This window comes from Streptomyces sp. NRRL S-350 (assembly GCF_000719705.1).
In the GTDB taxonomy this organism is placed as follows: Bacteria; Actinomycetota; Actinomycetes; order Streptomycetales; family Streptomycetaceae; genus Kitasatospora.
In genome coordinates, this window is sequence record NZ_JOHO01000008.1 from 106,302 (window position 1) to 129,983 (window position 23,682).

Consider the following 23,682-nt stretch of genomic DNA (forward strand, 5'->3'; position numbering starts at 1 on the left):
GTCGGCGGACCCGTCGGGGTCCCGAGCGATCAGATCATCAGAGGATGGTCAGATGGCGGTGACGTTCTCCGCCTGCGGGCCCTTCGGGCCCTGGGTGACGTCAAAGCTCACCGCCTGGTTCTCCTCCAGCGAACGGAAGCCGTTCGCGTTGATGGCGGAGTAGTGAACGAAGACGTCCGGGCCGCCGCCCTCCTGGGCGATGAAGCCGAAGCCCTTCTCAGCGTTGAACCACTTGACGGTTCCCGTGGCCATGCCGTTCTCCTTGCGATGCGTGTCGGGGACCACACCGTGTGGCGCCCGGTCCGCTGCGCTGATCGCCCTGCCTCCGGACGAGTCCGAAGTTTTTCGATATTGCTGAAAAACTACAAAAAGCCCGCGGTTACATGCTCCGCAGGCTTCAAGTACTGCAAGGGGAATCAAACTGCAACTGAGGGCAACGCTAGCATGCGGCAGCTGTGACGACCAGGGGTCGTTTGCGGCTCGGAAGGGGCGTGTCGTAAGGGCGGGAGCGGGCGTGGAAAGGCGTGCCGGGGGCGGGTGATGGCGTGTCGGGCGCCCGGTGGCGGCCGTCCGGAACGGCAGGCATACGCTGCGGGGAAGCGTACGAACAGCAAGGGAGCGGCGCAGTGGCAGCACCGGACGCACGAACACCGGACGCGCGGACGCGGGAGCCCCAGAACGGCCCGGGCGGGGACGACACCGCGGGCGGGGCGAGGCCCCCGGGCCGGGATGGCACCCCGGGCGCGAGCACCCCGGTCAGGCCGCGGGTCGGCCACATCCAGTTCCTGAACTGCGTACCCCTCTACTGGGGACTCGCCCGGACCGGCAACCTGCTCGACCTGGACCTCACCAAGGACACCCCGGAGAAGCTGAGCGACCGACTCGTCGACGGCGCCCTGGACATCGGCCCGATCACCTGCGTGGAGTACCTGCGCAACGCCGACGACCTGCTGGTCCTGCCCGACATCGCGGTCGGCAGCGACGGCCCGGTGATGTCCTGCCTGATCGTGAGCAAGGTGCCGCTCGCCGACCTCGACGGCCGCCGGGTCGCCCTCGGCTCCACCAGCCGCACCTCCGTCCGGCTCGCCCGGCTCCTCCTGGAGGAGCGCGAGGGCGTGCGCCCGGACTACTTCAGCTGCCCGCCGGACCTCAGCGCGATGCTCGTCGAGGCCGACGCCGCCGTCCTGATCGGCGACCCGGCGCTGCGCGCCTACCTCGGGCAGGCCGCCGACCTCGGGCTGACCGTCCACGACCTCGGCGAGATGTGGAAGGAGTGGACCGGCCTGCCGTTCGTCTTCGCGGTCTGGGCGGTGCGCCGCGAGTTCGCCGAACGGCGCCCCGAACTGACTGCAGCCGTGCACCGGGCCTTCCTGGAGTCCCGTGACCTGTCGCTGGTGGAGGCGGCCAAGGTCGCCGAGCAGGCCGCCCGCTGGGAGGCCTTCGGCGCGGACGTGCTGGAGCGGTACTTCAGCGAGGCGCTCGACTTCTCGCTCGGCGAGCGGCAGTTGGCCGGCGTCGCCGAGTTCGCCCGGCGGGTCGCGCACGACAGCGGCTTCGCGCCGGACGTGGCGGTGCGGCTGCTGGAACCGGCGGAGCGGGCGCCGGAGCTGCCGCTGGAACCGGCCGTGGAAGCAGCCGTGGCAGCAGCCGTGGAAGGCGCCGTGGAACCAGCGCTGGAGCCGGACCGGTCGCCGCTCGGCTGAGGGGCGGCGGGGCGCCCGGCGCGGAGCGAAGCGGGCTGCCGCAGGCGGCGGAACGTGCTGGCGTACGCTGGTTCGGCCGTACCCGGACGCCCTGTTGTCCGTGCCGGCAGCGCAGACAGCAGCAACACCCGAGAGAGAGAAGGCCGTCAGGTGACCGAGCTCGCAGCGACCACCCTCGATGCGTCCAGCACCGACCTGCAGGCCGTGCTCGACCGGGCCGCCGCCGGCGGCCGGATCACTCCGGAAGAGGCGCTGGAGCTCTACCGCTCGGCTCCGCTGCACGCACTCGGCTCCGCCGCCGACGCGGTGCGCCGCCGCCGCTACGCCGGTACCGAGCACATCGCGACGTACATCATCGAGCGCAACATCAACTACACCAACGTCTGCGTGACGGCGTGCAAGTTCTGCGCCTTCTACGTGCCGCCGAAGAGCGACAAGGGCTGGTCCCGCGAACTCGACGAGATCCTGCGCCGCTGCGCGGAGACGGTCGAGCTGGGCGGCACCCAGATCATGTTCCAGGGCGGCCACCACCCGGACTACGGCGTGGAGTACTACGAGCGCGCCTTCTCGGCGATCAAGGCCGAGTTCCCGCAGCTGGTGATCCACTCGCTGGGCGCCTCCGAGGTCGAGCACATGTCCCGGATCTCGGGCGTCTCCATCGAGGAAGCCATCACCCGGATCCACAAGGCCGGCCTGGACTCCTTCGCCGGCGCCGGCGCCGAACTCCTGCCTGAGCGCCCGCGCAAGGCGATCGCCCCGCTGAAGGAGTCCGGCGAGCGCTGGCTGGAGATCATGGAGGCCGCGCACGGCCTCGGCGTGGAGTCCACCTCCACCATGCTGATGGGCACCGGCGAGACCAACGCCGAGCGGATCGAACACCTGCGGATGATCCGCGACGTGCAGGACCGTACCGGCGGCTTCCGCGCCTTCATCCCCTACACCTACCAGCCGCAGAACAACCACCTGAAGGGCTCGACCCAGGCCACCGTCTTCGAGTACCTGCGGATGATCGCGATCGCCCGCCTGTTCCTCGACAACGTCGCCCACATCCAGGGCTCCTGGCTCACCACCGGCAAGGAGGCGGGCCAGCTGTCGCTGCACTACGGCGCGGACGACCTCGGCTCGGTCATGCTGGAGGAGAACGTCGTCTCGGCCGCCGGTGCCAAGCACCGCTCCAACCTCACCGAGCTGATCCACCTGATCCGGGCCGCCGACCGCGTCCCGGCGCAGCGCTCGACCACGTACGAGCACCTGCGGGTGCTGGACGACCCGGCCGACGACCCGGTCGACCCGCGGGTCGCCTCGCACATCGCCTCCACGGCGATCGAGGGCGGTACGGCGCACCCCGAGCTCAAGATCCTCGACAACGACTGAGGCCGCCGCCACCCAGGCGGCCGCCCTCCCGGCGAAGGTTCCCCCGTGCTGACACTGCACCGGGCGGCGTTCGTGCTGCCCGACCCGGCCGACCCCACCGCCCCGTCCCACCCGGACGGGGCGGTGCTGGTGCGTGGCGAACTCGTCGAGGCCATCGGGCCGTACGGCGGCCTGGCCGCGGCACACCCCGGCGCGCGGGTACGGGAATGGGGCCGGGCCGTGCTGGCACCGGGACTGTGCAACCCGTACGGGCACTGGCTGCTGGAGCGGGCGTACCACCCGGACCCGCGGGAGGAGATCGGCGTCGAGCCGGTGGCGGACGGGCTGGTCGGGTCCACGGACGAGACGCGGTGTGGGGCGAGTGCGCGGCGGGGGCTGCAGCGGATGCTCGGGTTCGGGGTGACGGCGGTGGCCGGGCCGTTCCGGCGGGCCTCGGTGCGGACGGCGGTGGCGCGGTCGGGGGTGGTGGCCTTGACGGGCACTTCTTCGGGTGCCGTGGGCGCTGCGGGGACTGCGGGGGCCGTGGGCGCTTGGGGCGTCGCGGGTGTCGGGGGTGGCGCGGGTGCCGGGGGTGGTGCGGGGGGCGCCGGTGACTCGGGGGCGGGGCCGTTGGACCCGCTGGCCGTGCTGTCGCTCGCGGAGGCCGTGCACGGGCGGCTGACGGTCGGTGGCCGGGCGGACTTCGCGGTCTTTGCAGTCTTCGCGAGCGCGGGGGAGGAGGGCGCCCGGCCCGCGCCGGGCGGGTGCCTCGCCACGGTGCTGGGCGGGCGGTTGGTGTACCGGCGGCGGTGAGCGGGAGCTCCGGGACGCCGTGGTGCGTGGTCGGCGGGGGCCGTCGGAGGCCGTCGGCCCGAGTGTGACGTACCCGTCAGTAGCCGGATTCCCCTGTCACGTACGGGACTTCCTTCGTGTGCACCCGAACTGCGGTGCCCGTGCCGCCGGGTGATTGCCCCTTCGCCGTGACCTGAGGGCCCGCCAGCGGATACGATCCCGAACAGCTCATTCCGCACCCTCACCACACCACCGCCCGTACCCGCGGGTGGCGGGGCCCCGTCCCAGGCCCCGACGGCAAGCCAGGACAGGAACCATGCAAACCGCGACCGTTCCCCCGCCGCGCATCCCGCGGTTGGGCCGTGGTTGGTACCTCGCCGCCGTGCTCAGCGCCGTGCTGGCCGTCGGCATGTGCCTGCTCGGTTGGCGCCAAGCCGACCAGGCCGACCGGATCGAGGCGCACCCGGTGAGAGTCGAGGGCGTCGTCACCCAGCTCCCCACCGGCGGCGGCACCTACAGCGCCGTCAGCTACCGGGCGGGCGGGCAACCGCACACCGCGGCCGCGCTGCCGCTCGCCGACGGCACCAAGCTCGGTGACAAGATCTGCCTGGAACACGCGGCCGACGACGCGGGCGCGGTGCGGATCTGCGGCGACACCTACCCGCAGCCGGTCGGCGTGGGCCTGGCCCGCTTCAGCGTGCCGGTCGCCGTGGTGCTCTTCGTGATCTGCGTGCTGCGCATCCGGCGGTACCGGAAGGCCGTCGCGGTCCGCGCCGGGCAGGGGCGGCTGGCCGCCAACCTCGCGCTGGCGACCGAGACGCTGGCAGACGGGATGCCCGCGATAACGCACGGCAAGCGCTCCCGTCGCAAGCGGCGCGCGGGCGGGCGGCGCGCGCAGTCCTGACGGAGGCGCTCCGCGGGTGGCCGGCGTGACGCTGGTGTTCCGTGGCCGGGCGCCCCGGCGGAGGCGTTCCGCGGGTGGCCGGTGGGCCCATGGGTGTGCCCCGTTGGTCGGGATGTCCGGGCGAGGGTGAACAATGGGGGCGTGACCCGAGCCTCTCTGGACAAGCAGCCGCACGAAGTCGCCGCCATGTTCGACGACGTCGCGGCCAAGTACGACCGCACCAACGACGTGCTCTCCCTCGGCCAGGCCCGCGCCTGGCGCCGGGCGGTGGCCGAGGCGGTGGCCGCCGGACCGGGGGACCTCGTGCTCGACCTCGGGGCCGGCACCGGCACCTCCTCGCTGCCCTTCGCCGAGGCCGGGGCCAAGGTCGTCCCGTGCGACTTCTCGGTCGGCATGCTCACCGAGGGCAAGGCCCGCCACCCCGAACTGCCGCTCACCGCCGGGGACGCCACCCGGCTGCCGTTCGCGGACGACACCTTCGACTCGGTCACGATCTCCTTCGCGCTGCGCAACGTCCAGGACACCGACGCGGCGCTGCGCGAGATGCTCCGGGTCACCAAGCCCGGCGGCAAGCTGGTGATCTGCGAGTTCTCGACGCCGACCTGGACGCCGTTCCGGACGGTCTACACCGAGTACCTGATGCGCGCGCTGCCGCCGGTCGCCACCGCCGTCAGCAGCAACCCGGAGGCGTACGTCTACCTCGCCGAGTCCATCCGGGCCTGGCCGGACCAGCCCGGGCTGGCCGCCAAGCTGCAGGAGGCCGGCTGGTCGAAGGCTGCCTGGCGGAACCTGACCGGCGGGATCGTCGCGCTGCACCGGGCGTACAAGACCGCGTAGTCGTCCCAGGCCGGTGCTCCTCGGTGGCGTCCGGGCCGGTTCGGTGCCGCCCGGGCCGGTTCGGTGTCGCCCGCTGGGCGGCGGGGCGGCCGGACGGGCGCGGGCGGGCGGACACGTGGACAGCCGGCCGGGCGGCCGGGTGCGGTGAGAGCGGTGTGGGGGCGCGGGCGGTGCCGGTGGCGTGAGCGGAACTAGACTGCCGGAGACAAAAGCCGCCGTCCCCCGCCGCAGCTCCAGGAGTGTGTCCACGTGTCCGAGACCGCAGCCGATCTGACGAAGCCGGACAGCCCGGTGGAGAGCACGGCCGACGTCATCGTGGTCGGTGCGGGCCCGGCCGGCTCCACCACCGCGTACTACCTGGCCCAGGCCGGGCTGGACGTGCTGCTGCTGGAGAAGACCGCCTTCCCCCGCGAGAAGGTCTGCGGCGACGGCCTCACCCCGCGCGCCACCAAGCAACTGGTCGACATGGGCATCGACGTCTCCACCGAGAACGGCTGGCTGCACAACAAGGGCCTGCGCATCATCGGCGGCGGTGTCCGGCTGGAACTCGACTGGCCCGAGCTGTCCTCCTTCCCCGACTACGGCCTGGTCCGCAAGCGCGCCGACTTCGACGAACTGCTGGCGCGTCAGGCCGAGAAGGCCGGCGCGCGGCTCTACGAGCGCTGCAACGTCAGCGGGCCGGTCCTGGACGACCGCACCGGCCGGATCATCGGCGTCACCGCCAAGCTGGGCGACGAGAAGCGGCCGGTCACCTTCCGGGCCCCGCTGGTGGTCGCCGCGGACGGCAACTCGACCCGGCTCTCGCTCGCCATGGGCCTGCACCGGCGCGAGGACCGACCGATGGGCGTCGCCTACCGCACCTACTTCACCTCGCCGCGCCACGACGACGACTACCTGGAGTCCTGGCTGGAGCTGTGGGACACCCGGGACGGCCAGCGCAAGCTGCTGCCCGGCTACGGGTGGGTCTTCGGCATGGGCGACGGAACCTCCAACGTCGGCCTCGGCATCCTCAACTCCTCGCCGGCCTTCGGTGAACTGGACTGGCGCGAGGTGCTCAAGGCCTGGTGCGCCGGCATGCCGGAGGAGTGGGGCTACACCCCCGACAACATGACCGAGCCCATCCGCGGCGCCGCGCTGCCCATGGCCTTCAACCGGCAGCCGCACTACACCCGCGGCCTGCTGCTCGTCGGCGACGCGGGCGGCATGGTCAACCCGTTCAACGGCGAGGGCATCGCCTATGCGATGGAATCCGGCCAGATCGCCGCGGGCGTCATCGTGCAGGCGCTCGCCCGGGTCACCGACGGCGGCCGGGAGCGCGCCCTCCAGGCCTACCCGCGCACCCTCAAGGACGTGTACGGCGGCTACTACACGCTGGGCCGCGCCTTCGTGAAGCTCATCGGCAACCCGAAGGTGATGCAGATCGCCGCCCAGCGCGGCCTCACCCACCCGATGCTGATGCGCTTCACCCTCAAGCTGCTCGCGAACCTGACCGACCCGCAGGGCGGCGACGCGATGGACCGCGTCATCAACGGTCTCGCCAGGGTCGCGCCGAACGCCTAATCCGGGGCTGCCGCCGATTCCTTCGCGGCTTCCTTCCCCGCTCCCGGCGCCCCCTCCGGCCCCTCCGACCCCTCCACCTTCGGCGTCCCCTGCACTGCTTCCTCCTCCGCCGCCTCTTCCGCTTCCGGCCGACAGTCCTCGCGGCCGCTGCGGGAGGCGGCGGAGCGCTGTTCCACGTAGGCAAGGCGGTCGGCGAAGACCCGGGCCGCGTCGGGGGTCAGCGTCCGCAGCGCGACGAGGGCGGAGAAGACGACGTCGCACAGCTCGTGCTGGACGTCCTCCCAGGTGTGGGTGACCCCCTTGCGCGGGTTCTGGCCGGTGGCGCCGATCACGGCCGCGCCGACCTCGCCCACCTCCTCGGAGAGCTTGAGGATCCGCAGCAGCCGCTCCTCCTGGGGCGACTGGGTGCTCTGCCCGTCCAGCCAAGCGACCAGCTCGTCGACGCTCTCCCAGATGTGGCGGTCCATACGCGGCGCTGCTCCCGTGCGGTGTGGTTGGTGCTGCCACCGTACGGGAGCGGCGCGGCGTGTGGGGCGGGGCAGGGTGAGCGGCGGTCGGGCCGGGTGAGTGGCCGGGTGAGTGGCCGGCTGGGCGGTCGGGCTGGGTGAGTGGCCGGGTGGGTGGGCCGGTGGTCCGGGTGGCGGGGGCGGTCGGGCTGGGCTGGGCTCGGTCAGCGGGTGCTGATCTTCACCTGGCGGATGTTCACGGGGAGGTTGGGGAAGCCGTCTCCGGGGCTGTTCTGGTCGTCCTCGCCGCCGGCGGCGATCTTCTGCAGGACGTCCAGGCCGGCCGTGATCCGGCCGAACGGCGTGTAGGCGGGGGAGAGCTTGGTGTCCTTCCAGACGAAGAAGAACTGGCTGCCGTTGGTGTTCGGGCCGGCGTTGGCCATGGCCACGGTGCCGGCCGGATAGGTGGCGCCGGTCAGGTTCTCGTCCGGGAAGGAGTAGCCGGGGCCGCCGCTGCCCGTCCCGGTCGGATCGCCGCACTGCAGGACGTAGATCCGCTGGGTGGTCAGACGGTGGCAGTGACTGCGGTCGAAGTAGTCGTGCTCGGCGAGGAAGCGGAACGAGAAGGTGGTGCAGGGCGCCTTGTCGGTCAGTGCCTCGAAGGTGATCGGGCCCTGGCTGGTCCGCAGCGTCGCGCGGTAGGGCTGGGCCGCCTTCTTGGCGTTGAAGACCGGGATGCCCTTGAAGTTGTCCGCCGGTACGGCCGGTGTGTAGGCGCAGCCGGTGGCGGGGGTGGCCACCGCGGGGGCGGAGGTGTCCGCGATGGCGGTGCCGGTGCTCGCCATGAGTGGGAGGGCGGTGGCGGCGGCGACCAGCGCCCAATGCGTGCGCTTCACGTGACGGGCCTTCCGGGGGGTGGTGGACGGCTGGATTGTCATGGAGGCATCATCCACGCCCGGGTGGGGATGCGGAAGGGGCGGACGGGTGTGGTGCGCCGGTTCGGGATGTCACTGATGATCAGTCAGCTGCCGTCCGGGGTTCGGGAGTCCTGCGCTTCCGCCGGTCCGGGTGGAGCCGCTGTTTCCAGGGCGTCCTGTGCGGTGGATGTTGCGGACCTTGCGGATCTTGCCGGGGCTGCGGAGGTTTCCGGTGCGGTGGGGGATTCTGGGGTGGTGGTGAAGAGTCCGGCGCGGGCTGCCAGGGCAGCGGCGTCGGCGGCCCGCTCGGCGGTGCGGGCGTCCAACGGCTCGCCGGTGACGAACAGACGGTAGTAGAGCGGGGCCGTGGCGGATCGGACCACCTCGGCGCCGTCCGTTCCGGCGGGCAACTCGCTCCGGGTGATGGCTCGTTCGGCCACCTCGGCGGCCTGTCGGTGTCGGGCTGCGAAGAAGGCGCGCAGGGCGGCCGCGCCGATGTCCGAGCGCTGGGCGGCGGAGATCAACGCGGTGGGTGTGGGGCCCGTCTCCGGGTCGGTGAAGACGGTGAACACCTCCTGGGTGATCCGGCGAAGGTCCTGCCGGAGGTCTCCGGTGTCGGGCAGGGGCCATGGCTGGTCGGCGGAGGCGGTGAGGGCGTCCGCGATCAGGCCGTCCACGCCGCCCCACCGTCGGTAGAGGGTCGCCTTGTGGACGCCGGAGCGGGCGGCGACCGCCTCGACGGTGAGGCCGTCGTAACCCTTTTCGGTGACCTCGGCCAGCGTGGCGGTGACCACGTCCGCCCGAACCCGTGTACTGCGACCGCCCGGGCGGGGCGTGGGGGTGTGGGGTGGCTGCTGGGGGTGGACGGATACGGTCAAAGTCGACTCCAGTCGCTTTAAGGCTTGCTGTGGGGTGGTGGTCGTGCCATGCTCATACTAATGCGACTCAAGTCGCATTACGAGAGGAGCGTGAATGACCACCGCCGCCATCCCCGACCCCACCGTGCTCCACCCGCTCGCCGGCCACGATCGGGTCGTCCTGCTGCGCCCGCTCGTCACGGACCCGCGGATCGAGGTGGGCGAGTACACCTACTTCGACGACCCCGACGGTGCCACCCGGTTCGAGGAGCGCAACGTCCTCTACGCGTACGGCCCCGAGCGGCTGGTGATCGGAAAGTACTGCGCGATCGCCACCGGGACCCGCTTCCTGATGGCCGGAGCCGCCCACCCGGCCATCGGCGTCTCCACCTTCCCGTTCACGATGTTCGGCGGCAGTTGGACCGAGCGAACGCTCGACATCGTCTCGGGCCTGCCCAGTCGGGGTGACACGGTGATCGGCAACGACGTCTGGTTCGGCTTCGGGGCGACCGTGCTGCCCGGGGTCCGAATCGGCGACGGCGCGATCATTGCGGCCGGCGCGATGGTCACCGCCGATGTCGAGCCGTACACCGTCGTCGGTGGCAACCCCGCCCGCCCGATCCGCCGCCGCTTCGACGACGCCGACGTCGAGCGGCTGCTCCGCGCGGCCTGGTGGGACTGGCCGGTCGAGCTCGTCGCCGAGAACGTCCGCGCCGTCATGGCCGGCACCCCGGCCGACATCGAGGCGATCGCGGAGGCGAACGGCCTGCTCGCCTTCTGACAGTCCGGTGTCCGGACGGGCATTGATCACCGGCGCTCCGGTACGCGAGGATGGCGCCTCCCCGCCCCACGCCCCACGCTCCGCACCGTCCACCGCCGGGCCTTCCGCCCGGCCGCTGGGTCCGTCCGACGCCGTACGGAACTCGCGCCTGCCGGTTCCGTTCGCTCGGAGGGATTCTCCTCATGCCTGCCTCCCCGTCCAAGGGCCAGCCATCCTCGGCCCTTCGTGATCTTCCGGTGCTGCTCGTGGCGGTGGTGTGGGGGTCGAGCTTCCTTGCCGTCCAGCGGGTGGCCGAGCCCGGGACGGTCGTGGCGATGCTCGTACTGCGGTTCGGGCTGGTGCTGCCGCTGCTCGGGGTGGTCACCTGGCGGGCCCTGCGGGGGTTGAGCCGCGCCGAATGGCTCGGGGGCGCCGCACTCGGGCTGGTGCTCAGCGGGATCTTCCTACTGGAGACCTTCGGCGCCGTGCATACCTCCGCGACCAACGCCGGGCTGATCATCAGCCTCGCGATGGTGCTCACCCCGCTCGGAGAGAGCGCCCTCGGCCGGACCGCACCACCGCGGGCCTTCCTGGCGGCTGCGGGGACGGCCGTCCTCGGAGTCACCCTGCTCACCGGTGACGGCGGGCTGCGACCTCCCACGCTCGGCGACCTCCTGGTGCTGGGTGCGGCCCTGGTCCGCTCCGGATACGTCCTCGCGATGGCCCGCACCCGAGCCCTGCGCGACACCGACATGCTCGCCGTGACCTGGGTCCAACTCGCTACCGCCACTGCGGTCTTCTCCGTCGTCGCGCTGTCCGTGGGGCCTGCACCGTGGACGGTCGCCCGCTCGTACGGGCCCGGCCAGTGGGCCTGGCTGCTGCACCTGTCGCTGTTCTGCACCCTGTTCGCCTTCTTCGTCCAGATGTGGGCCGTCCGGGCCACATCGCCCTCCCGGGTGAGCCTGCTGCTCGGCACCGAGCCGCTGTGGGCCGCCGTTTTCGGCATCACCATGGCCGGGAACCGGATGGGCCCCCTCGCCCTGCTCGGCGGAGCGCTGGTGCTGGTCGCGACGGAGTGGGGCCGACGCACCGCCCCGGCGGCCGCTCCCTCGCCGCACCCCGGCGAGGCGACGGTCATCGAGCCGATAGCCGAGACCGCCACCGCCGGGACCGCCGGGACCGCCGGGACCGCCGATGCCGCCGATGCCGCCGAGACGGCCGGGACAGCCGGGGTGGCTGTCGGGGACCGGGATCCGCGGCCGGAGCCGGCGACGGCCTGAGCTGCCTGAGCAGCCTGAACCGCCACCGCGGGCCTCACCGGCGCCCCAGGGTGCGACGGGCGTAGTCGACGGTGACCGCACCGAGCAGTGGGCCCCAGGCCACCAGGGGCAGGTAGGCGAGAGTCATCACCACCATGGCGAAGCCGTGCGGGGAATCCGGCTCGGCCATGTTCCGGGCCCAGCCGCCGGCCAGCGCGGCCATGCCGAGGGCGGTGATGATCAGCGAGCCGAGGGCAGCGGGGACGATCGCGGCGAGGGGGCGGACCCTCCGGCCGCCTATCAGCGGGATCCAGGGCGGCGTCACCTGGCCCCAGGGCCGGACCAGGCCCAGGGTCAGGAAGGCGAGTGCCTCGGCCAGGACGCTCAGCGCCACGCAGTAGGCGGTGCCCCAACCCGGCTGGTGCGCGCCGTACGCCGCGGCGGTCGCGCCGGTGAAGCCGACCGGGACGCCGAAGCCGAAGGCGATCCGCCACAGACCCGAGGGGACGGTGGTGAGGACGGTGGCCCTGGCGGCGATCTCGGCCCAGCGGCGGGCGGGCGGTACGGCCGGGACGACGAGGGCGGCCGGGGCGGCCGGGGTGGCCCGGTGGGCGCCGTTGCGGACGGTGAGCATGAGCTTCGACATGATGGTGTTCTCCCTTCGGCCCGGCATCTTCGGCCGGTGCGATGGCTCAAGACTGGACGCCCACCAAGGGTTCGCGGCAGATGCCGATCGGGCTGTTCCACCTGGTCAACCTGCCTTTGAAATATGCCGATCGGCACAAGCGCACCCTCCGGACCGCGTCGTAATGTGACGGCAGTCGAAGAGAGGCGGTGACGATGAGTCAGCTCCTGTGCCTGGTTGTCCCGGTCCTGCTGTTGCCGGCCTGGGCGGTCCGCGGGCGGCACGGTGCGGCGGCCGCGACGACCGTGCTCGGTGCGGTGTCGGTGGCGGTCTCGGTCGCCGTCTGGTTCACCGGACGCTGGTCGGAGGCGGATCGCCGGCCCGGGGCGGTCGGGCTCGCCGAGGTGGCCGTGCTGCTGCTGGCGGTGGTGCTGAGCCTGCGAGCCGAGGACGGTCCGCGGTGCGCGTCGGCGGTGTGGACGGCGTGCGGAGCGGTCGCGCTCTGGCCGTCCCGCTTCCTGGTCGTCGAAGGCCCAGCGGACACGCTCACGCTCTTCGGCTTCGGATCGATGCTCTCCCTGCCGGCCGTGTTGACCGGGCTTTACCTGCGGGGCCTGGACGACGGCCGGGCCCGCGCGGTGGCCGAGGCCAAGCGGGCTCAGCGGCTCGAACTGGCCCACGATCTGCACGACTTCGTCGCGCACGACGTCAGCGGAATGGTCGCCCAGGCTCAGGCGGGGGCGTACCTGGCCGAGATCGACCCGGCACGGGCGGCCGAGATGTTCGAACGGATAGAGCAGGCCGGGCAGCGGGCGCTGGCCTCGCTGGACCGGACGGTGCAACTACTGCGCAGCGAGGAGGGCGGCAGCCGTGGCCCGCAGCCGGGTCTCGCCGAACTCGTGCAGGTGGCTGAGCAGTTCACGGCCGCTGGCGGCGCGGAGGTCCGGCTGGAGCTGCCGGAAGGGCCGGTGCCGCGCGAGGTGGAGGGCACCGTTCACCGGATCGTGGTGGAGTCCCTGACCAACGTCCGGCGGCACGCCCCAGGTGCGCGGAGGGTGGAGATCCGGGCGCGTCGCAGTGGCGGACGGCTGGAGTTGAGCGTCATCGACGACGGCGGGGCGTCGGCTCCGGGAGGGCTCCTGCGCCGCGGCGGCGGAAGCGGGCTCCCGGGGCTGGCTGCCCGGGTGGAGGCCCTCGGCGGCTCGCTGGAGGCGGGCCCATGCCGGAGCGAGGGCTGGCGGGTGAAGGCCGTGCTGCCGTTGGACGGAGCCGCGGAGGGGCCGGGACGATCGCGAGGGCCGACCCGGGTCGGCACCGGGGAGGTGCGGGGATGAACAGCGGTACGGGGCCGGTCCGGATCCTGATCGCGGACGATCAGGCGGACGTCCGCAGTGCGTTCCGGATGATCCTGGACGCCCAGCCGGACATGGCGGTGGTCGCGGAGGCGGTGGACGGAGCCGCGGCGATGGCGGAGGCCAGGAGGTTGCGGCCGGACGTGGTGCTCGCGGACATCCGGATGCCGAAGTTCGACGGCCTGGAGGTCACCCGGCAACTGGCCGGTCAGTACAAGGTGATCGTGGTGACCACCTTCGACCTCGACGAATACGTCCATACGGCGCTGCGGCACGGAGCGGCGGGCTTCCTGCTGAAGCGCTCGGGGCCTGCGCTGCTGATCGAGGCGGTCCGGGCGGCGATGGCGGGGGACGCGTTGATCAGCCCGCAGGTCACCGTGCGGCTGCTGCGGCACATGGCACTTCCCGGAGCAGGGCCGGAGCCGGGGCCGAGGTCGACGCCGAATCCGGGGGCGGGATCCGGACCGGGGGCGGCCTTCGGGTCGTCGGCGGCGGGGACGCTGGCAGCCGGACCACTGGAGGAACTGACCGCGAGGGAAAGGGAGATCGCCGAGCAGGTGGCGAACGGGGCGACCAACGCCGAGATCGGCGCCGGGCTGTTCATCTCACCAGGGACGGTGAAGAACCACCTCGCCAGCATCCAACGCAAGCTCGGTGCCCGTAACCGGGTGGGCATCGCGGCCTGGGTGTGGGAGCAGGCGGCCGGCGGCAAGCGATAACCGAACGACTTGCCCCCAGTACGCGGGGCCGGGAGCCCCGTGATGCGACGGCGCCGCAGGGGCCGGACGAGCGCCCCGCCGAGCACCGAGTTCGCGCGCTTGTGAACGAAGGGTCAAGCGAGCGTTCGGAGCCCGCCACCCCTGCGAGTGAGCCGCTATAACACGTCAACCTGGCGCCTCGAAATTTGCTTCGGTCGACGCATAGTTGATATAGGAGCACGCCTCTGACCAGCCGCTTCACAAGTAAATGCGACTGGTTGTGACCATTTGACTTCTTTGCGTTGGCAAGTCTGGGCATGTTCACATTCGCCACCATTCACATGGTGTCGTAGATCACAAAGATGGCGGTGAACTGCGTGTCGCAGATCACAAGCCGACGGGCATAGGATGCGCTCGTTCCAGGGTTTGTGAACTGCCTCACATGAGGTGGATCTCGGGAACTGGAACGCGGGTTCACCTCAGCGTGACCCGTCGGTTCCGATCTGCAGTCAAGGACGACTGGACGGAGGGAGCGGGGGCTATGAATGCCTACGCGCCGATCCTCGTACTCGGTGCCATCGCGGCGGCGTTCGCGGTCGGCTCCGTCGTGATGGCCTCACTCACCGGCCCCAAGCGCTACAACCGGGCCAAGTTGGAGGCGTACGAGTGCGGCATCGAGCCGACCCCGCAGCCCGTGGGCGGCGGTCGGTTCCCGATCAAGTACTACCTGACGGCGATGCTTTTCATCGTCTTCGACATCGAGATCGTCTTCCTCTACCCCTGGGCGGTGACCTTCGACGCCCTGGGGATCTTCGGGCTGGTCGAGATGCTGCTCTTCATCGCCACCGTCTTCGTCGCCTACGCCTACGTGTGGCGCCGCGGCGGCCTGGAGTGGGACTGAACCCGGGGTGGGGCCCGAGCCCGGGCGAGGGGCGGCCGCCGGCCTTGTGAACCGGCGGACAAGCCCCGACGGGCAGGACGTACCACAGGACTTGAGGGCATTGAGAGGGATCTGATGGGAATCGAGGAGAAGCTGCCGAGCGGCTTTCTGCTCACGACCGTGGAGACGGCCGCCGGCTGGGTGCGCAAGGCGTCACTCTTCCCGGCCACCTTCGGTCTGGCCTGCTGCGCGATCGAGATGATGACCACCGGCGCCGGCCGTTACGACCTGGCCCGGTTCGGCATGGAGGTCTTCCGGGGCTCCCCCCGGCAGGCCGATCTGATGATCGTGGCGGGCCGGGTGAGTCAGAAGATGGCCCCGGTGCTGCGCCAGGTGTACGACCAGATGGCCAACCCCAAGTGGGTCATCTCGATGGGCGTCTGCGCCTCCTCCGGCGGGATGTTCAACAACTACGCGATCGTGCAGGGCGTCGACCACATCGTCCCGGTGGACATCTACCTGCCCGGCTGCCCGCCCCGCCCGGAGATGCTGATGGACGCCATCCTGAAGCTGCACGACAAGATCCAGCACGAGCCGCTGGGCGCGAACCGGCGCCGGGCCGAGGAACTCGGCGAGGCGCTCGCCCTCCAGGCCACCCCGATCAGCGAGATGCGGGGGCAGCTGCGATGAACGAGCAGGTCCCCGAGACCCGCCGCGAGCGGCCGGTCCGCGAGATCCCGGTCGAGGTGGTCGACCGCCGCCAGGGCATGTTCGGCGCCAAGGGCAGCGGCGACACCTCCGGCTTCGGCGGCCTGAGCGCCCCGGTGGTGCTGCCCGGCCCGAGCGAGCGCCCGTACGGCGGCTGGTTCGACGAGGTCGCCGACGAACTGGAGGGCGCCCTGGAGGAGCAGGGCCTGGACCCGGCCGAGGTGATCGAGAAGACCGTGGTCGACCGCGGCGAGCTGACCTTCCAGATCGACCGCGCGCACCTGCTGCAGACCGTCCGCACCCTGCGGGACGACCCGGCACTGCGGTTCGAGCTGTGCCTGGGCGTGAGCGGCGTGCACTACCCCGGCGACAAGGGCCGCGAGTTGCACGCGGTCTACCACCTGCGCTCGATCACGCACGGCCGGCTGATCCGGCTGGAGGTCACCGCGCCGGACGCCGATCCGCGCGTGCCCTCGGTGGTGAGCGTCTACCCGACCAACGACTGGCACGAGCGCGAGGCCTACGACTTCTTCGGCCTGGTCTTCGAGGGCCACCCCGCGCTCACCCGGATCATGATGCCGGACGACTGGCTGGGCCACCCGCAGCGCAAGGACTACCCGCTCGGCGGCATCCCCGTCGAGTACAAGGGCGCCCAGATCCCGGCTCCCGACCAGCGGAGGTCGTACAGCTGATGGACACTCAGCACTACGGAAGCACCGGCGGACCGGCCCCGGAGGCGGAGGCCCGCGACACCACCGAGGGCCGGGTCTTCACCGTCACCGGCGGCGACTGGGGCGAGGTGGTCGAGGCGGTCGGCCGGGCCGACGACGAGCGCATCATCGTCAACATGGGCCCCCAGCACCCGTCCACCCACGGTGTGCTGCGGTTGATCCTGGAGATCGACGGCGAGACGGTGAAGGAGGCCCGCTGCGGCATCGGCTACCTCCACACCGGCATCGAGAAGAACATGGAGTTCCGCAGCTGGGTCCAGGGCACCACCTTCGTGACCCGCATGGACTACCTGACCCCGTTGTTCAACGAGGCCGCCTACTGCCTGGCGGTCGAGAAGCTGCTCGGCATCACCGACGACGTCCCGGACCGGGCCAGCGTCATCCGGGTGATGATGATGGAGCTCAACCGGATCGCCTCGCACCTGGTCTGCCTGGCCACCGGCGGCATGGAGATCGGGTCCACCACCCTGATGATCTACGGCTTCCGGGACCGCGAGCTGATCCTGGACGTCTTCGAGCTGGTCACCGGCCTGCGCATGAACCACGCGTACGTGCGCCCGGGAGGTCTCGCCCAGGACCTGCCGCCCGGCGCCGTCGACCAGATCCGCGAGGCCGTCAAGGTCTTCCGCTCCCGGATGCACGAGTACGACAAACTCGCCACCGGGAACCCGGTGTTCAAGGCCCGCCTGGTCGACGTCGGCTTCCTGGACCTGCCCGGCTGCCTGGCGCTCGGCGCCACCGGCCCGATCCTGCGCGCCACCGGCCTGCCGCACGACCTGCGCAAGACCGACCCGTACTGCGGCTACGAGGACTACGACTTCGAGGTCGCGATCGCCGACAGCGCCGACTCCTACGGCCGCTTCCTGATCCGCCTGGAGGAGATGAAGCAGTCGCTGCGGATCGTCGAGCAGTGCCTGGACCGGCTGCGCCCGGGCCCGGTCATGGTGGCGGACAAGAAGATCGCCTGGCCCGCCCAACTGGCCGTCGGCCCGGACGGGATGGGCAACTCGCTCGACCACATCCGCAAGATCATGGGCACCTCGATGGAGGCCCTGATCCACCACTTCAAGCTGGTCACCGAGGGCTTCCGGGTCCCGGTCGGCCAGGCGTACGCGGCGGTCGAGTCGCCGAAGGGCGAGCTGGGCGTGCACGTGGTCAGCGACGGCGGAACACGCCCGTACCGGGTCCACTTCCGGGATCCGTCGTTCACCAATCTGCAGACGATGGCGGCGATGTGCGAGGGCGGCCAGGTCGCCGACGTGATCGTCGCGGTGGCCGGGATCGACCCGGTGATGGGAGGCGTGGACCGGTGACCAACGTCGAACTCGGACTGCCGGCACTGCCGGCCGCACCCTACCCCGAGGAGGTGCACGCCCGGCTGGCCGCCGACGCCGCCGAGCTGATCGGCCGCTACCCGCAGCCCCGTTCGGCGCTGCTGCCGCTGCTGCACCTGGTGCAGGCCGAGGAGGGCTTCGTCAGCCCGACCGGGATCCGCTTCTGCGCCGAGCAGCTGGACCTCACCACCGCAGAGGTCACCGCCGTCGCGACGTTCTACACCATGTACCGGCGCCGCCCGGCCGGGAAGTACCACGTGGGGGTCTGCACCAACACCCTGTGCGCGGTGCTCGGCGGCGACCAGATCTTCGCCGAGCTCCAGGAGCACCTGGACCTCCGGAACAACGAGACCACCGAGGACGGTGAGATCTCGATCGAGCACATCGAGTGCAACGCGGCCTGCGACTACGCGCCCGTGGTGATGGTCAACTGGGAGTTCTTCGACAACCAGACCCCGGAGAGCGCCCGGCAGCTGGTCGACGACCTGCGCGCCGGCCGCGAGGTCCGGCCCACCCGGGGCGCCCGGCTGTGCGGCTTCAAGGAGACCGCCCGGATCCTGGCCGGCTTCCCGGACGAGCGCCCGGGCGCCAACGACGAGTCCGGCGCCGGTGGCGCCCCCTCCCTGGCCGGCCTGCGCCTGGCCCGCGGCGAGGCCCTGCCCGGGACCACCGGCACCAGGGTGGTCGCACCCCGCCACGAACCGCCCCGCCACGACGGCGACGGCCCGGAAGGGAGCGAGGCGTGATGACCGCCGCCGAGCCGGCCGAGAAGCTGCTCACCCCCGTCCTCTCCGACTCCTGGGACGACAGCCGCCCCTGGACGCTGGACACCTACCGCCGCCACCACGGCTACGAGGGTCTCAAGGCGGCCCTCGCCATGCCCCCGGACGACGTGATCGCCCTGGTCAAGGACGCCGGACTGCGCGGCCGCGGCGGCGCCGGCTTCCCGACCGGGATGAAGTGGCAGTTCATCCCGCAGAACGACGGCAAGCCGCACTACCTGGTGGTCAACGCGGACGAGTCCGAGCCGGGCACCTGCAAGGACATCCCGCTGCTGTTCGCCAACCCGCACTCGCTGATCGAGGGCATGGTCATCGCCTCCTACGCGATCCGCTGCGACCACGCGTTCATCTACCTGCGCGGCGAGGTCGTCCCGGTGCTGCGCCGGCTGCACGCGGCCGTCGCCGAGGCGTACCGGGCGGGCCTGCTCGGCCGGAACATCCTGGGCTCCGGCGTCGACCTCGACATCACCGTGCACGCCGGCGCCGGCGCGTACATCTGCGGTGAGGAGACGGCGCTGCTGGACTCGTTGGAGGGCCGCCGCGGCCAGCCCAGGCTGCGGCCCCCGTTCCCGGCGATCGCCGGCCTCTACGCCTGCCCGACGGTGGTCAACAACGTCGAGTCGATCGCCTCGGTGCCGCCGATCCTGGCCCGCGGCAAGGACTGGTTCAAGGGCCTGGGCACCGAGAAGTCCCCCGGCTTCACGCTCTACTCGCTCTCCGGCCACGTGACCAACCCGGGACAGTACGAGGCCCCACTGGGCGTGACGCTGCGTCAGCTGCTCGACCTCAGCGGCGGCATCCGCGCCGGACACCGGCTGAAGTTCTGGACGCCGGGCGGCTCCTCCACCCCGATGTTCACCGACGAGCACCTCGACGTCCCGCTGGACTACGAGGGCGTGGGCGCGGCCGGTTCGATGCTGGGCACCAAGGCACTGCAGGTCTTCGACGAGACCACCTGCGTGGTGCGGGCCGTCACCCGGTGGACCGAGTTCTACGCCCACGAGTCGTGCGGCAAGTGCACCCCCTGCCGGGAGGGCACCTACTGGCTGGTCCAACTGCTCAAGCGGATCGAGGCCGGTGCCGGCGTCGAGGGGGACCTGGAGAAGCTCCTCGACATCGCCGACAACATCAACGGCAAGTCCTTCTGCGCGCTGGGCGACGGCGCGGCGAGCCCGATCGTCTCCTCGCTCCAGCACTTCCGGGCCGAGTACGAGCAGCACCTGGCCGAGCGCCGCTGCCCGTTCGACCCGGCCGCCTCCACCGTCTGGGCCGACGGCCCCCGCCCCGGCCACCAGTCCGCCACCGAAAAGGAGGTGCACGCGTGACGATCACAGAGCCATCCACCTCCTCCAGCGGCGACACGGGCGACAAGCCCGCGATCGAACTGGTCACGCTCACCATCGACGGCGTCGAAGTGCAGGTCCCCAAGGGGACGTTGGTGATCCGGGCGGCCGAGGCCATCGGCACCCAGATCCCCCGCTTCTGCGACCACCCGCTGCTCGACCCGGCCGGCGCCTGCCGGCAGTGCATCGTCGAGGTCGAGGGCCAGCGCAAGCCGGTCGCGTCCTGCACCATCCCGGTGGCCGAGGGCATGGTGGTGCGCACCCAGCTCAGCTCGCCGGTGGCGGAGAAGGCGCAGCGCGGCGTGATGGAGCTGCTGCTGATCAACCACCCGCTGGACTGCCCGGTCTGCGACAAGGGCGGCGAGTGCCCGCTGCAGAACCAGGCGATGTCCAACGGGGCCGCCGACTCCCGCTTCGAGGGCATGAAGCGCACCTACGAGAAGCCGGTGCCGATCAGCAGCCAGGTGCTGCTGGACCGGGAGCGCTGCGTGCTGTGCGCCCGCTGCACCCGCTTCTCGCAGCAGATCGCGGGAGACCCGTTCATCGACCTGGTGGAGCGCGGGGCGCTGCAGCAGGTCGGCACCGGCGAGGGGGACGACTTCGCCTCGTACTTCTCCGGGAACACCATCCAGATCTGCCCGGTGGGCGCGCTGACCTCGGCGGCCTACCGGTTCCGCTCGCGCCCCTTCGACCTCGTCTCCTCGCCGAGCGTGTGCGAGCACTGCTCGGCGGGCTGCGCGCAGCGCACCGACCACCGGCGCGGCAAGGTGCTGCGCCGACTGGCCGGCGACGACCCGGCGGTGAACGAGGAGTGGAACTGCGACAAGGGCCGCTTCGCCTTCCGCTACGCCCAGCAGCGGGACCGGCTGGCCACCCCGTTGGTGCGGGTGGACGGCGAACTGGTGCCGGCGTCGTGGCCGGAGGCGCTGGCCCGGGCCGCCGAGGGGTTGCGCGGGGCCCGGGCGGGCGTGCTGGCCGGCGGCCGGGTGACGGTCGAGGACGCGTACGCGTACGCGAAGTTCGCCCGGGTGGTGCTGGGCACCAACGACGTGGACTTCCGGGCCCGCCCGCACAGCGGAGAGGAGGCGGACTTCCTGGCCGCGGCGGTCGCCGGGCGCGGGGTGGACGTGGACGGCTCCGGCGTGACCTACGAGCGGTTGGAGCAGGCGCCGGCGGTGCTGCTGGCGGGCCTGGAGCCCGAGGAGGAGTCGCCGATCGTCTTCCTGCGGCTGCGCAAGGCGGTCCGCGGCCGTGGCCAGAAGGTGTTCTCGGTGGCCCCGTTCGCCTCCCGGGGCCTGGCCAAGCTGCGCGGGGCGCTGCTGCCGGCCGCGACGGGCACCGAGCCGGAGTGGTTCGCGGCGCTCGCGGCGGACGAGCCGCTGAACGACGAGGCGGCCCGGGCGGCGGAACGGCTGCGGGCGCCGGGCTCGGTGATCCTGGCGGGCGAGCGGCTGGCCGCCGTCCCGGGCGCGCTGACGGCGGTGCTGCGGCTGGCGCACGCGACCGGTGCCCGGTTGGCGTGGGTGCCGCGCCGGGCGGGTGAGCGCGGGGCGGTCGAGGCCGGTGCGCTGCCGGGCCTGCTGCCCGGTGGCCGGCCGGTGGCCGCTGCGGCGGCGCGGGCGGAGGCGGCCGCGGCGTGGGGCGTGGCGGAGCTGCCGTCCCGGCCGGGCCGGGACACCGGCGGGATCCTGGCGGCGGCCGCGCAGGGCGAGTTGGACGCGCTGGTGGTCGGCGGCGTCGACCCGGACGACCTGCCGGATCCGGCGCTGGCCGACGAGGCGCTGGCGGCGGTGCCGTTCGTGGTGTCGCTGGAGCTGCGGCCCTCCGGGGTGACGGCGCACGCGGACGTGGTGCTGCCGGTGGCGGCGGTGGCGGAGAAGGCCGGCACCTTCCTGGACTGGGAGGGCCGGGTGCGGATGTTCGACGCGGCGCTCAAGCCGGACCAGCACATGGGCCGCCACCTGCAGTCGGACCTGCGGGTGCTGACCATGCTGGCGGACGCGCTGGGCCACCGGCTGGGTCTGCCGGACGTCCGGGCGGCGCGGCTGGAGCTGGACGCCTTCACCCCGTGGGAGGGCGACCGCCCGGCCGCCCCGGCGGCGCACCCCGGGGTGCTGCCCCGCCCGGCCACCGGCCAGGCCGTGCTGGCGGGTTGGCGCCAGCTGCTGGACAACGGCGTGCTGCAGCAGGGCGATCCGCACCTGGCGGGCACCCGGCACGAGGCGGTGGCCCGGATCTCCGCGGAGACGGCGAAGGAGATCGGCGCCGAGGCGGCCGCCGCGCTGCGGCTGACCGGCCCGGCCGGCTCGCTGACCCTGCCGCTGGAGGTCACCGACTCGATCCCGGACCGCACGGTCTGGATCCCGCTCAACTCCACGCCCGGCGGCGCCCACCGCGCGCTCGGCACCACCGTCGGCCACCTGGTCACGATCGCCGCTGCCGGGGCCGAGCCGGCCGCGCAGACCGCGCAGGCCCCGGCCGGGGCGGCCGCGGGAGAAGGGGAGGACCGATGATGACTCCGCAGCCGTACGAGACGCTCCACTTCTTCGGCCAGGACCCGTGGTGGCTGGTCCTGTTGAAGGCGGTGTTCTGCTTCGCCTTCCTGCTCCTGACGGTGCTGGTCGCGATCGTCTGGGAGCGCAAGGTGGTGGCCTGGATGCAGCTGCGCATCGGGCCGAACCGGCACGGGCCGTGGGGCCTGCTGCAGTCGCTGGCCGACGGCGTGAAGCTGGCGCTGAAGGAAGACCTGGTGGTCAAGGGCTCGGACAAGGCGGTCTACATCCTGGCCCCGATCGTCTGTGCCATCCCGGCGTTCATGGCCTTCGCGGTCATCCCGTTCGGGCCGGCCGGCGACGAGGTGTCGATCTTCGGCACCCGGACGCCGCTGCAGCTGACCGACTTCCCGGTGGCGCTGCTGTACATCCTGGCGACGGCCTCGGTGGGCATCTACGGCATCGTGCTGGCCGGCTGGTCCTCCGGCTCGACCTACCCGCTGCTGGGCGGCCTGCGCTCCTCCGCGCAGATGATCAGCTACGAGATCGCGATGGGCCTGTCCTTCGCGGCGGTGTTCATCTACTCGGGCTCGATGTCGACCTCGGAGATCGTGGCGCACCAGCAGCCGACCTGGTTCGCGGCCCTGTTGCCGGTTTCCTTCATCGTCTACGTCATCGCGATGGTCGGTGAGACCAACCGGGCGCCGTTCGACCTGCCGGAGGCCGAGGGCGAGTTGGTCGGCGGCTTCAACACCGAGTACTCCTCGCTGAAGTTCGCGATGTTCATGCTGGCCGAGTACGTGAACATGGTGACGGTCTCGGCGGTGGCCTCGACCCTCTTCCTGGGTGGCTGGCGGGCCCCGTGGCCGGTGTCGACCTTCTGGGAGGGCGCCAACCACGGCTGGTGGCCGATGCTGTGGATCACGCTGAAGATCCAGCTGCTGCTGTTCCTCTTCATCTGGCTGCGCGGCACGCTGCCCCGGTTCCGCTACGACCAGTTCATGAAGCTGGGCTGGAAGGTGCTGATCCCGGTCTCGCTGGTGTGGCTGGTGCTGATCGCGAGCGTGAGGGCGCTGCGCAACGAGGGCTACGGCTTCGGCGAGGTGGTCCTGTACGTGGGCGCCCCGGTCGGGGCGGTGCTGCTGCTGGCGCTCGTACGGGACTTCCTGAAGAAGCAGCCCGAGGCCGAGGAGGCCCCGCCCCGGCGCGAGTTCGATCCGATGGCGGGCGGCTACCCCGTTCCGCCGCTGCCCGGCCAGGAGCTTCCGCCGGTGCCGCGCAGGCGCAGCCGCGCCCCGAAGCAACTCCAGGACGCCCTCAACGGGGCCGACCATTCCGAAGGGAGCTGA

At 72.0% G+C, this 23,682-nt stretch carries 22 protein-coding genes and 1 pseudogene; 18 read left to right on the forward strand and 5 right to left on the reverse strand.

What is annotated here, in order from left to right; translation table 11 throughout:
- Window positions 1-48: 48 nt before the first annotated feature.
- Window positions 49-252 carry a cold-shock protein gene (locus IF30_RS0110550; protein WP_030235313.1) on the reverse strand — a complete coding sequence of 68 codons (204 nt, stop codon included), beginning with the start codon at window positions 250-252 and terminating at the stop codon, window positions 49-51.
- Between the two features lie 524 nt (window positions 253-776).
- Between IF30_RS0110550 and IF30_RS0110555 the strand changes: the two genes are divergently transcribed.
- The 6 genes from IF30_RS0110555 (at window position 777) to IF30_RS0110580 (ending at window position 7,149) form a co-directional block, all read left to right on the forward strand.
- Window positions 777-1,703 carry a menaquinone biosynthetic enzyme MqnA/MqnD family protein gene (locus IF30_RS0110555; protein WP_199807850.1) on the forward strand — a complete coding sequence of 309 codons (927 nt, stop codon included), beginning with the start codon at window positions 777-779 and terminating at the stop codon, window positions 1,701-1,703.
- Between the two features lie 150 nt (window positions 1,704-1,853).
- Complete coding sequence (mqnC, locus tag IF30_RS0110560; protein WP_051709745.1) at window positions 1,854-3,077, forward strand: cyclic dehypoxanthinyl futalosine synthase; 1,224 nt, start codon at window positions 1,854-1,856, stop codon at window positions 3,075-3,077.
- A 45-nt stretch (window positions 3,078-3,122) separates the two neighbouring features.
- On the forward strand, window positions 3,123-3,869 hold the full coding sequence (locus tag IF30_RS0110565; protein ID WP_030235323.1) for a hypothetical protein: 747 nt from the start codon (window positions 3,123-3,125) through the stop codon (window positions 3,867-3,869).
- Window positions 3,870-4,164: 295 nt separating this feature from the next.
- Window positions 4,165-4,752 carry a hypothetical protein gene (locus IF30_RS0110570; protein ID WP_030235326.1) on the forward strand — a complete coding sequence of 196 codons (588 nt, stop codon included), beginning with the start codon at window positions 4,165-4,167 and terminating at the stop codon, window positions 4,750-4,752.
- Window positions 4,753-4,893: 141 nt separating this feature from the next.
- Window positions 4,894-5,589, forward strand: a complete 696-nt coding sequence (locus IF30_RS0110575; RefSeq protein ID WP_030235330.1) for a demethylmenaquinone methyltransferase — start codon at window positions 4,894-4,896, stop codon at window positions 5,587-5,589.
- A 249-nt stretch (window positions 5,590-5,838) separates the two neighbouring features.
- On the forward strand, window positions 5,839-7,149 hold the full coding sequence (locus IF30_RS0110580) for a geranylgeranyl reductase family protein (protein ID WP_107054368.1): 1,311 nt from the start codon (window positions 5,839-5,841) through the stop codon (window positions 7,147-7,149).
- On the opposite strand, the gene IF30_RS50775 is transcribed toward IF30_RS0110580, so the two are convergent.
- The 3 genes from IF30_RS50775 to IF30_RS0110595 form a co-directional block, all read right to left on the reverse strand.
- The gene (locus IF30_RS50775; RefSeq protein ID WP_063752567.1) at window positions 7,146-7,616 is read right to left on the reverse strand and encodes a MazG-like family protein; all 471 of its coding nucleotides are present in this window, start codon (window positions 7,614-7,616) and stop codon (window positions 7,146-7,148) included. The two genes, IF30_RS0110580 and IF30_RS50775, sit on opposite strands and share 4 nt — an antisense overlap.
- A 203-nt stretch (window positions 7,617-7,819) precedes the next feature.
- Window positions 7,820-8,533, reverse strand: a complete 714-nt coding sequence (locus IF30_RS0110590; protein ID WP_107054369.1) for a peptidylprolyl isomerase — start codon at window positions 8,531-8,533, stop codon at window positions 7,820-7,822.
- Between the two features lie 83 nt (window positions 8,534-8,616).
- A complete protein-coding gene (locus IF30_RS0110595; RefSeq protein ID WP_063752569.1) occupies window positions 8,617-9,306 on the reverse strand; it encodes a TetR/AcrR family transcriptional regulator in 690 nt (229 codons plus the stop codon).
- Between the two features lie 178 nt (window positions 9,307-9,484).
- Here IF30_RS0110595 and IF30_RS0110600 point away from each other — a divergent pair, with 178 nt between their 5' ends.
- Window positions 9,485-10,150: a CatB-related O-acetyltransferase gene (locus IF30_RS0110600; protein ID WP_030235349.1), complete on the forward strand. Its 666-nt coding sequence runs from the start codon at window positions 9,485-9,487 to the stop codon at window positions 10,148-10,150.
- A gap of 182 nt (window positions 10,151-10,332) precedes the next feature.
- A complete protein-coding gene (locus tag IF30_RS0110605) occupies window positions 10,333-11,409 on the forward strand; it encodes a DMT family transporter (RefSeq protein ID WP_078891292.1) in 1,077 nt (358 codons plus the stop codon).
- Window positions 11,410-11,443: 34 nt separating this feature from the next.
- Here the strand turns inward: IF30_RS0110605 and IF30_RS0110610 are convergent, their stop codons facing one another.
- On the reverse strand, window positions 11,444-12,034 hold the full coding sequence (locus IF30_RS0110610) for a hypothetical protein (RefSeq protein WP_234322662.1): 591 nt from the start codon (window positions 12,032-12,034) through the stop codon (window positions 11,444-11,446).
- Window positions 12,035-12,228: 194 nt separating this feature from the next.
- Between IF30_RS0110610 and IF30_RS0110615 the strand changes: the two genes are divergently transcribed.
- The 10 genes and pseudogenes from IF30_RS0110615 (at window position 12,229) to nuoH (ending at window position 23,682) form a co-directional block, all read left to right on the forward strand.
- Window positions 12,229-13,347 (forward strand): sensor histidine kinase, encoded by a 1,119-nt coding sequence (locus IF30_RS0110615; protein WP_158834923.1) that lies wholly within the window; start codon window positions 12,229-12,231, stop codon window positions 13,345-13,347.
- Window positions 13,344-14,084 (forward strand): response regulator transcription factor, encoded by a 741-nt coding sequence (locus IF30_RS0110620; protein WP_030235363.1) that lies wholly within the window; start codon window positions 13,344-13,346, stop codon window positions 14,082-14,084. The genes IF30_RS0110615 and IF30_RS0110620 overlap by 4 nt, the downstream gene beginning before the upstream one ends.
- Before the next feature lie 520 nt (window positions 14,085-14,604).
- Entirely contained in the window at window positions 14,605-14,964 is a 360-nt protein-coding gene (locus tag IF30_RS0110625) for an NADH-quinone oxidoreductase subunit A (protein WP_030060100.1), read from the forward strand.
- A gap of 114 nt (window positions 14,965-15,078) precedes the next feature.
- Entirely contained in the window at window positions 15,079-15,633 is a 555-nt protein-coding gene (locus tag IF30_RS0110630; RefSeq protein WP_030235367.1) for a NuoB/complex I 20 kDa subunit family protein, read from the forward strand.
- A pseudogene (locus tag IF30_RS0110635) lies at window positions 15,630-16,328 on the forward strand (NADH-quinone oxidoreductase subunit C); the annotation flags it as partial. The gene IF30_RS0110630 and the pseudogene IF30_RS0110635, both read left to right, overlap by 4 nt.
- A 14-nt stretch (window positions 16,329-16,342) precedes the next feature.
- Window positions 16,343-17,695, forward strand: coding sequence for an NADH-quinone oxidoreductase subunit D (locus IF30_RS0110640; protein ID WP_030235372.1), 1,353 nt, complete (start codon window positions 16,343-16,345; stop codon window positions 17,693-17,695).
- Window positions 17,692-18,462, forward strand: a complete 771-nt coding sequence (gene nuoE, locus IF30_RS0110645; RefSeq protein WP_051709751.1) for an NADH-quinone oxidoreductase subunit NuoE — start codon at window positions 17,692-17,694, stop codon at window positions 18,460-18,462. Before IF30_RS0110640 ends, nuoE begins: the two co-directional genes overlap by 4 nt.
- Window positions 18,462-19,823, forward strand: a complete 1,362-nt coding sequence (gene nuoF / locus IF30_RS0110650; RefSeq protein ID WP_030235378.1) for an NADH-quinone oxidoreductase subunit NuoF — start codon at window positions 18,462-18,464, stop codon at window positions 19,821-19,823. The genes nuoE and nuoF overlap by 1 nt, the downstream gene beginning before the upstream one ends.
- A complete protein-coding gene (locus IF30_RS0110655; protein WP_037899574.1) occupies window positions 19,820-22,354 on the forward strand; it encodes an NADH-quinone oxidoreductase subunit G in 2,535 nt (844 codons plus the stop codon). The genes nuoF and IF30_RS0110655 overlap by 4 nt, the downstream gene beginning before the upstream one ends.
- Window positions 22,351-23,682 (forward strand): NADH-quinone oxidoreductase subunit NuoH, encoded by a 1,332-nt coding sequence (gene nuoH / locus IF30_RS0110660; protein ID WP_030235383.1) that lies wholly within the window; start codon window positions 22,351-22,353, stop codon window positions 23,680-23,682. The genes IF30_RS0110655 and nuoH overlap by 4 nt, the downstream gene beginning before the upstream one ends.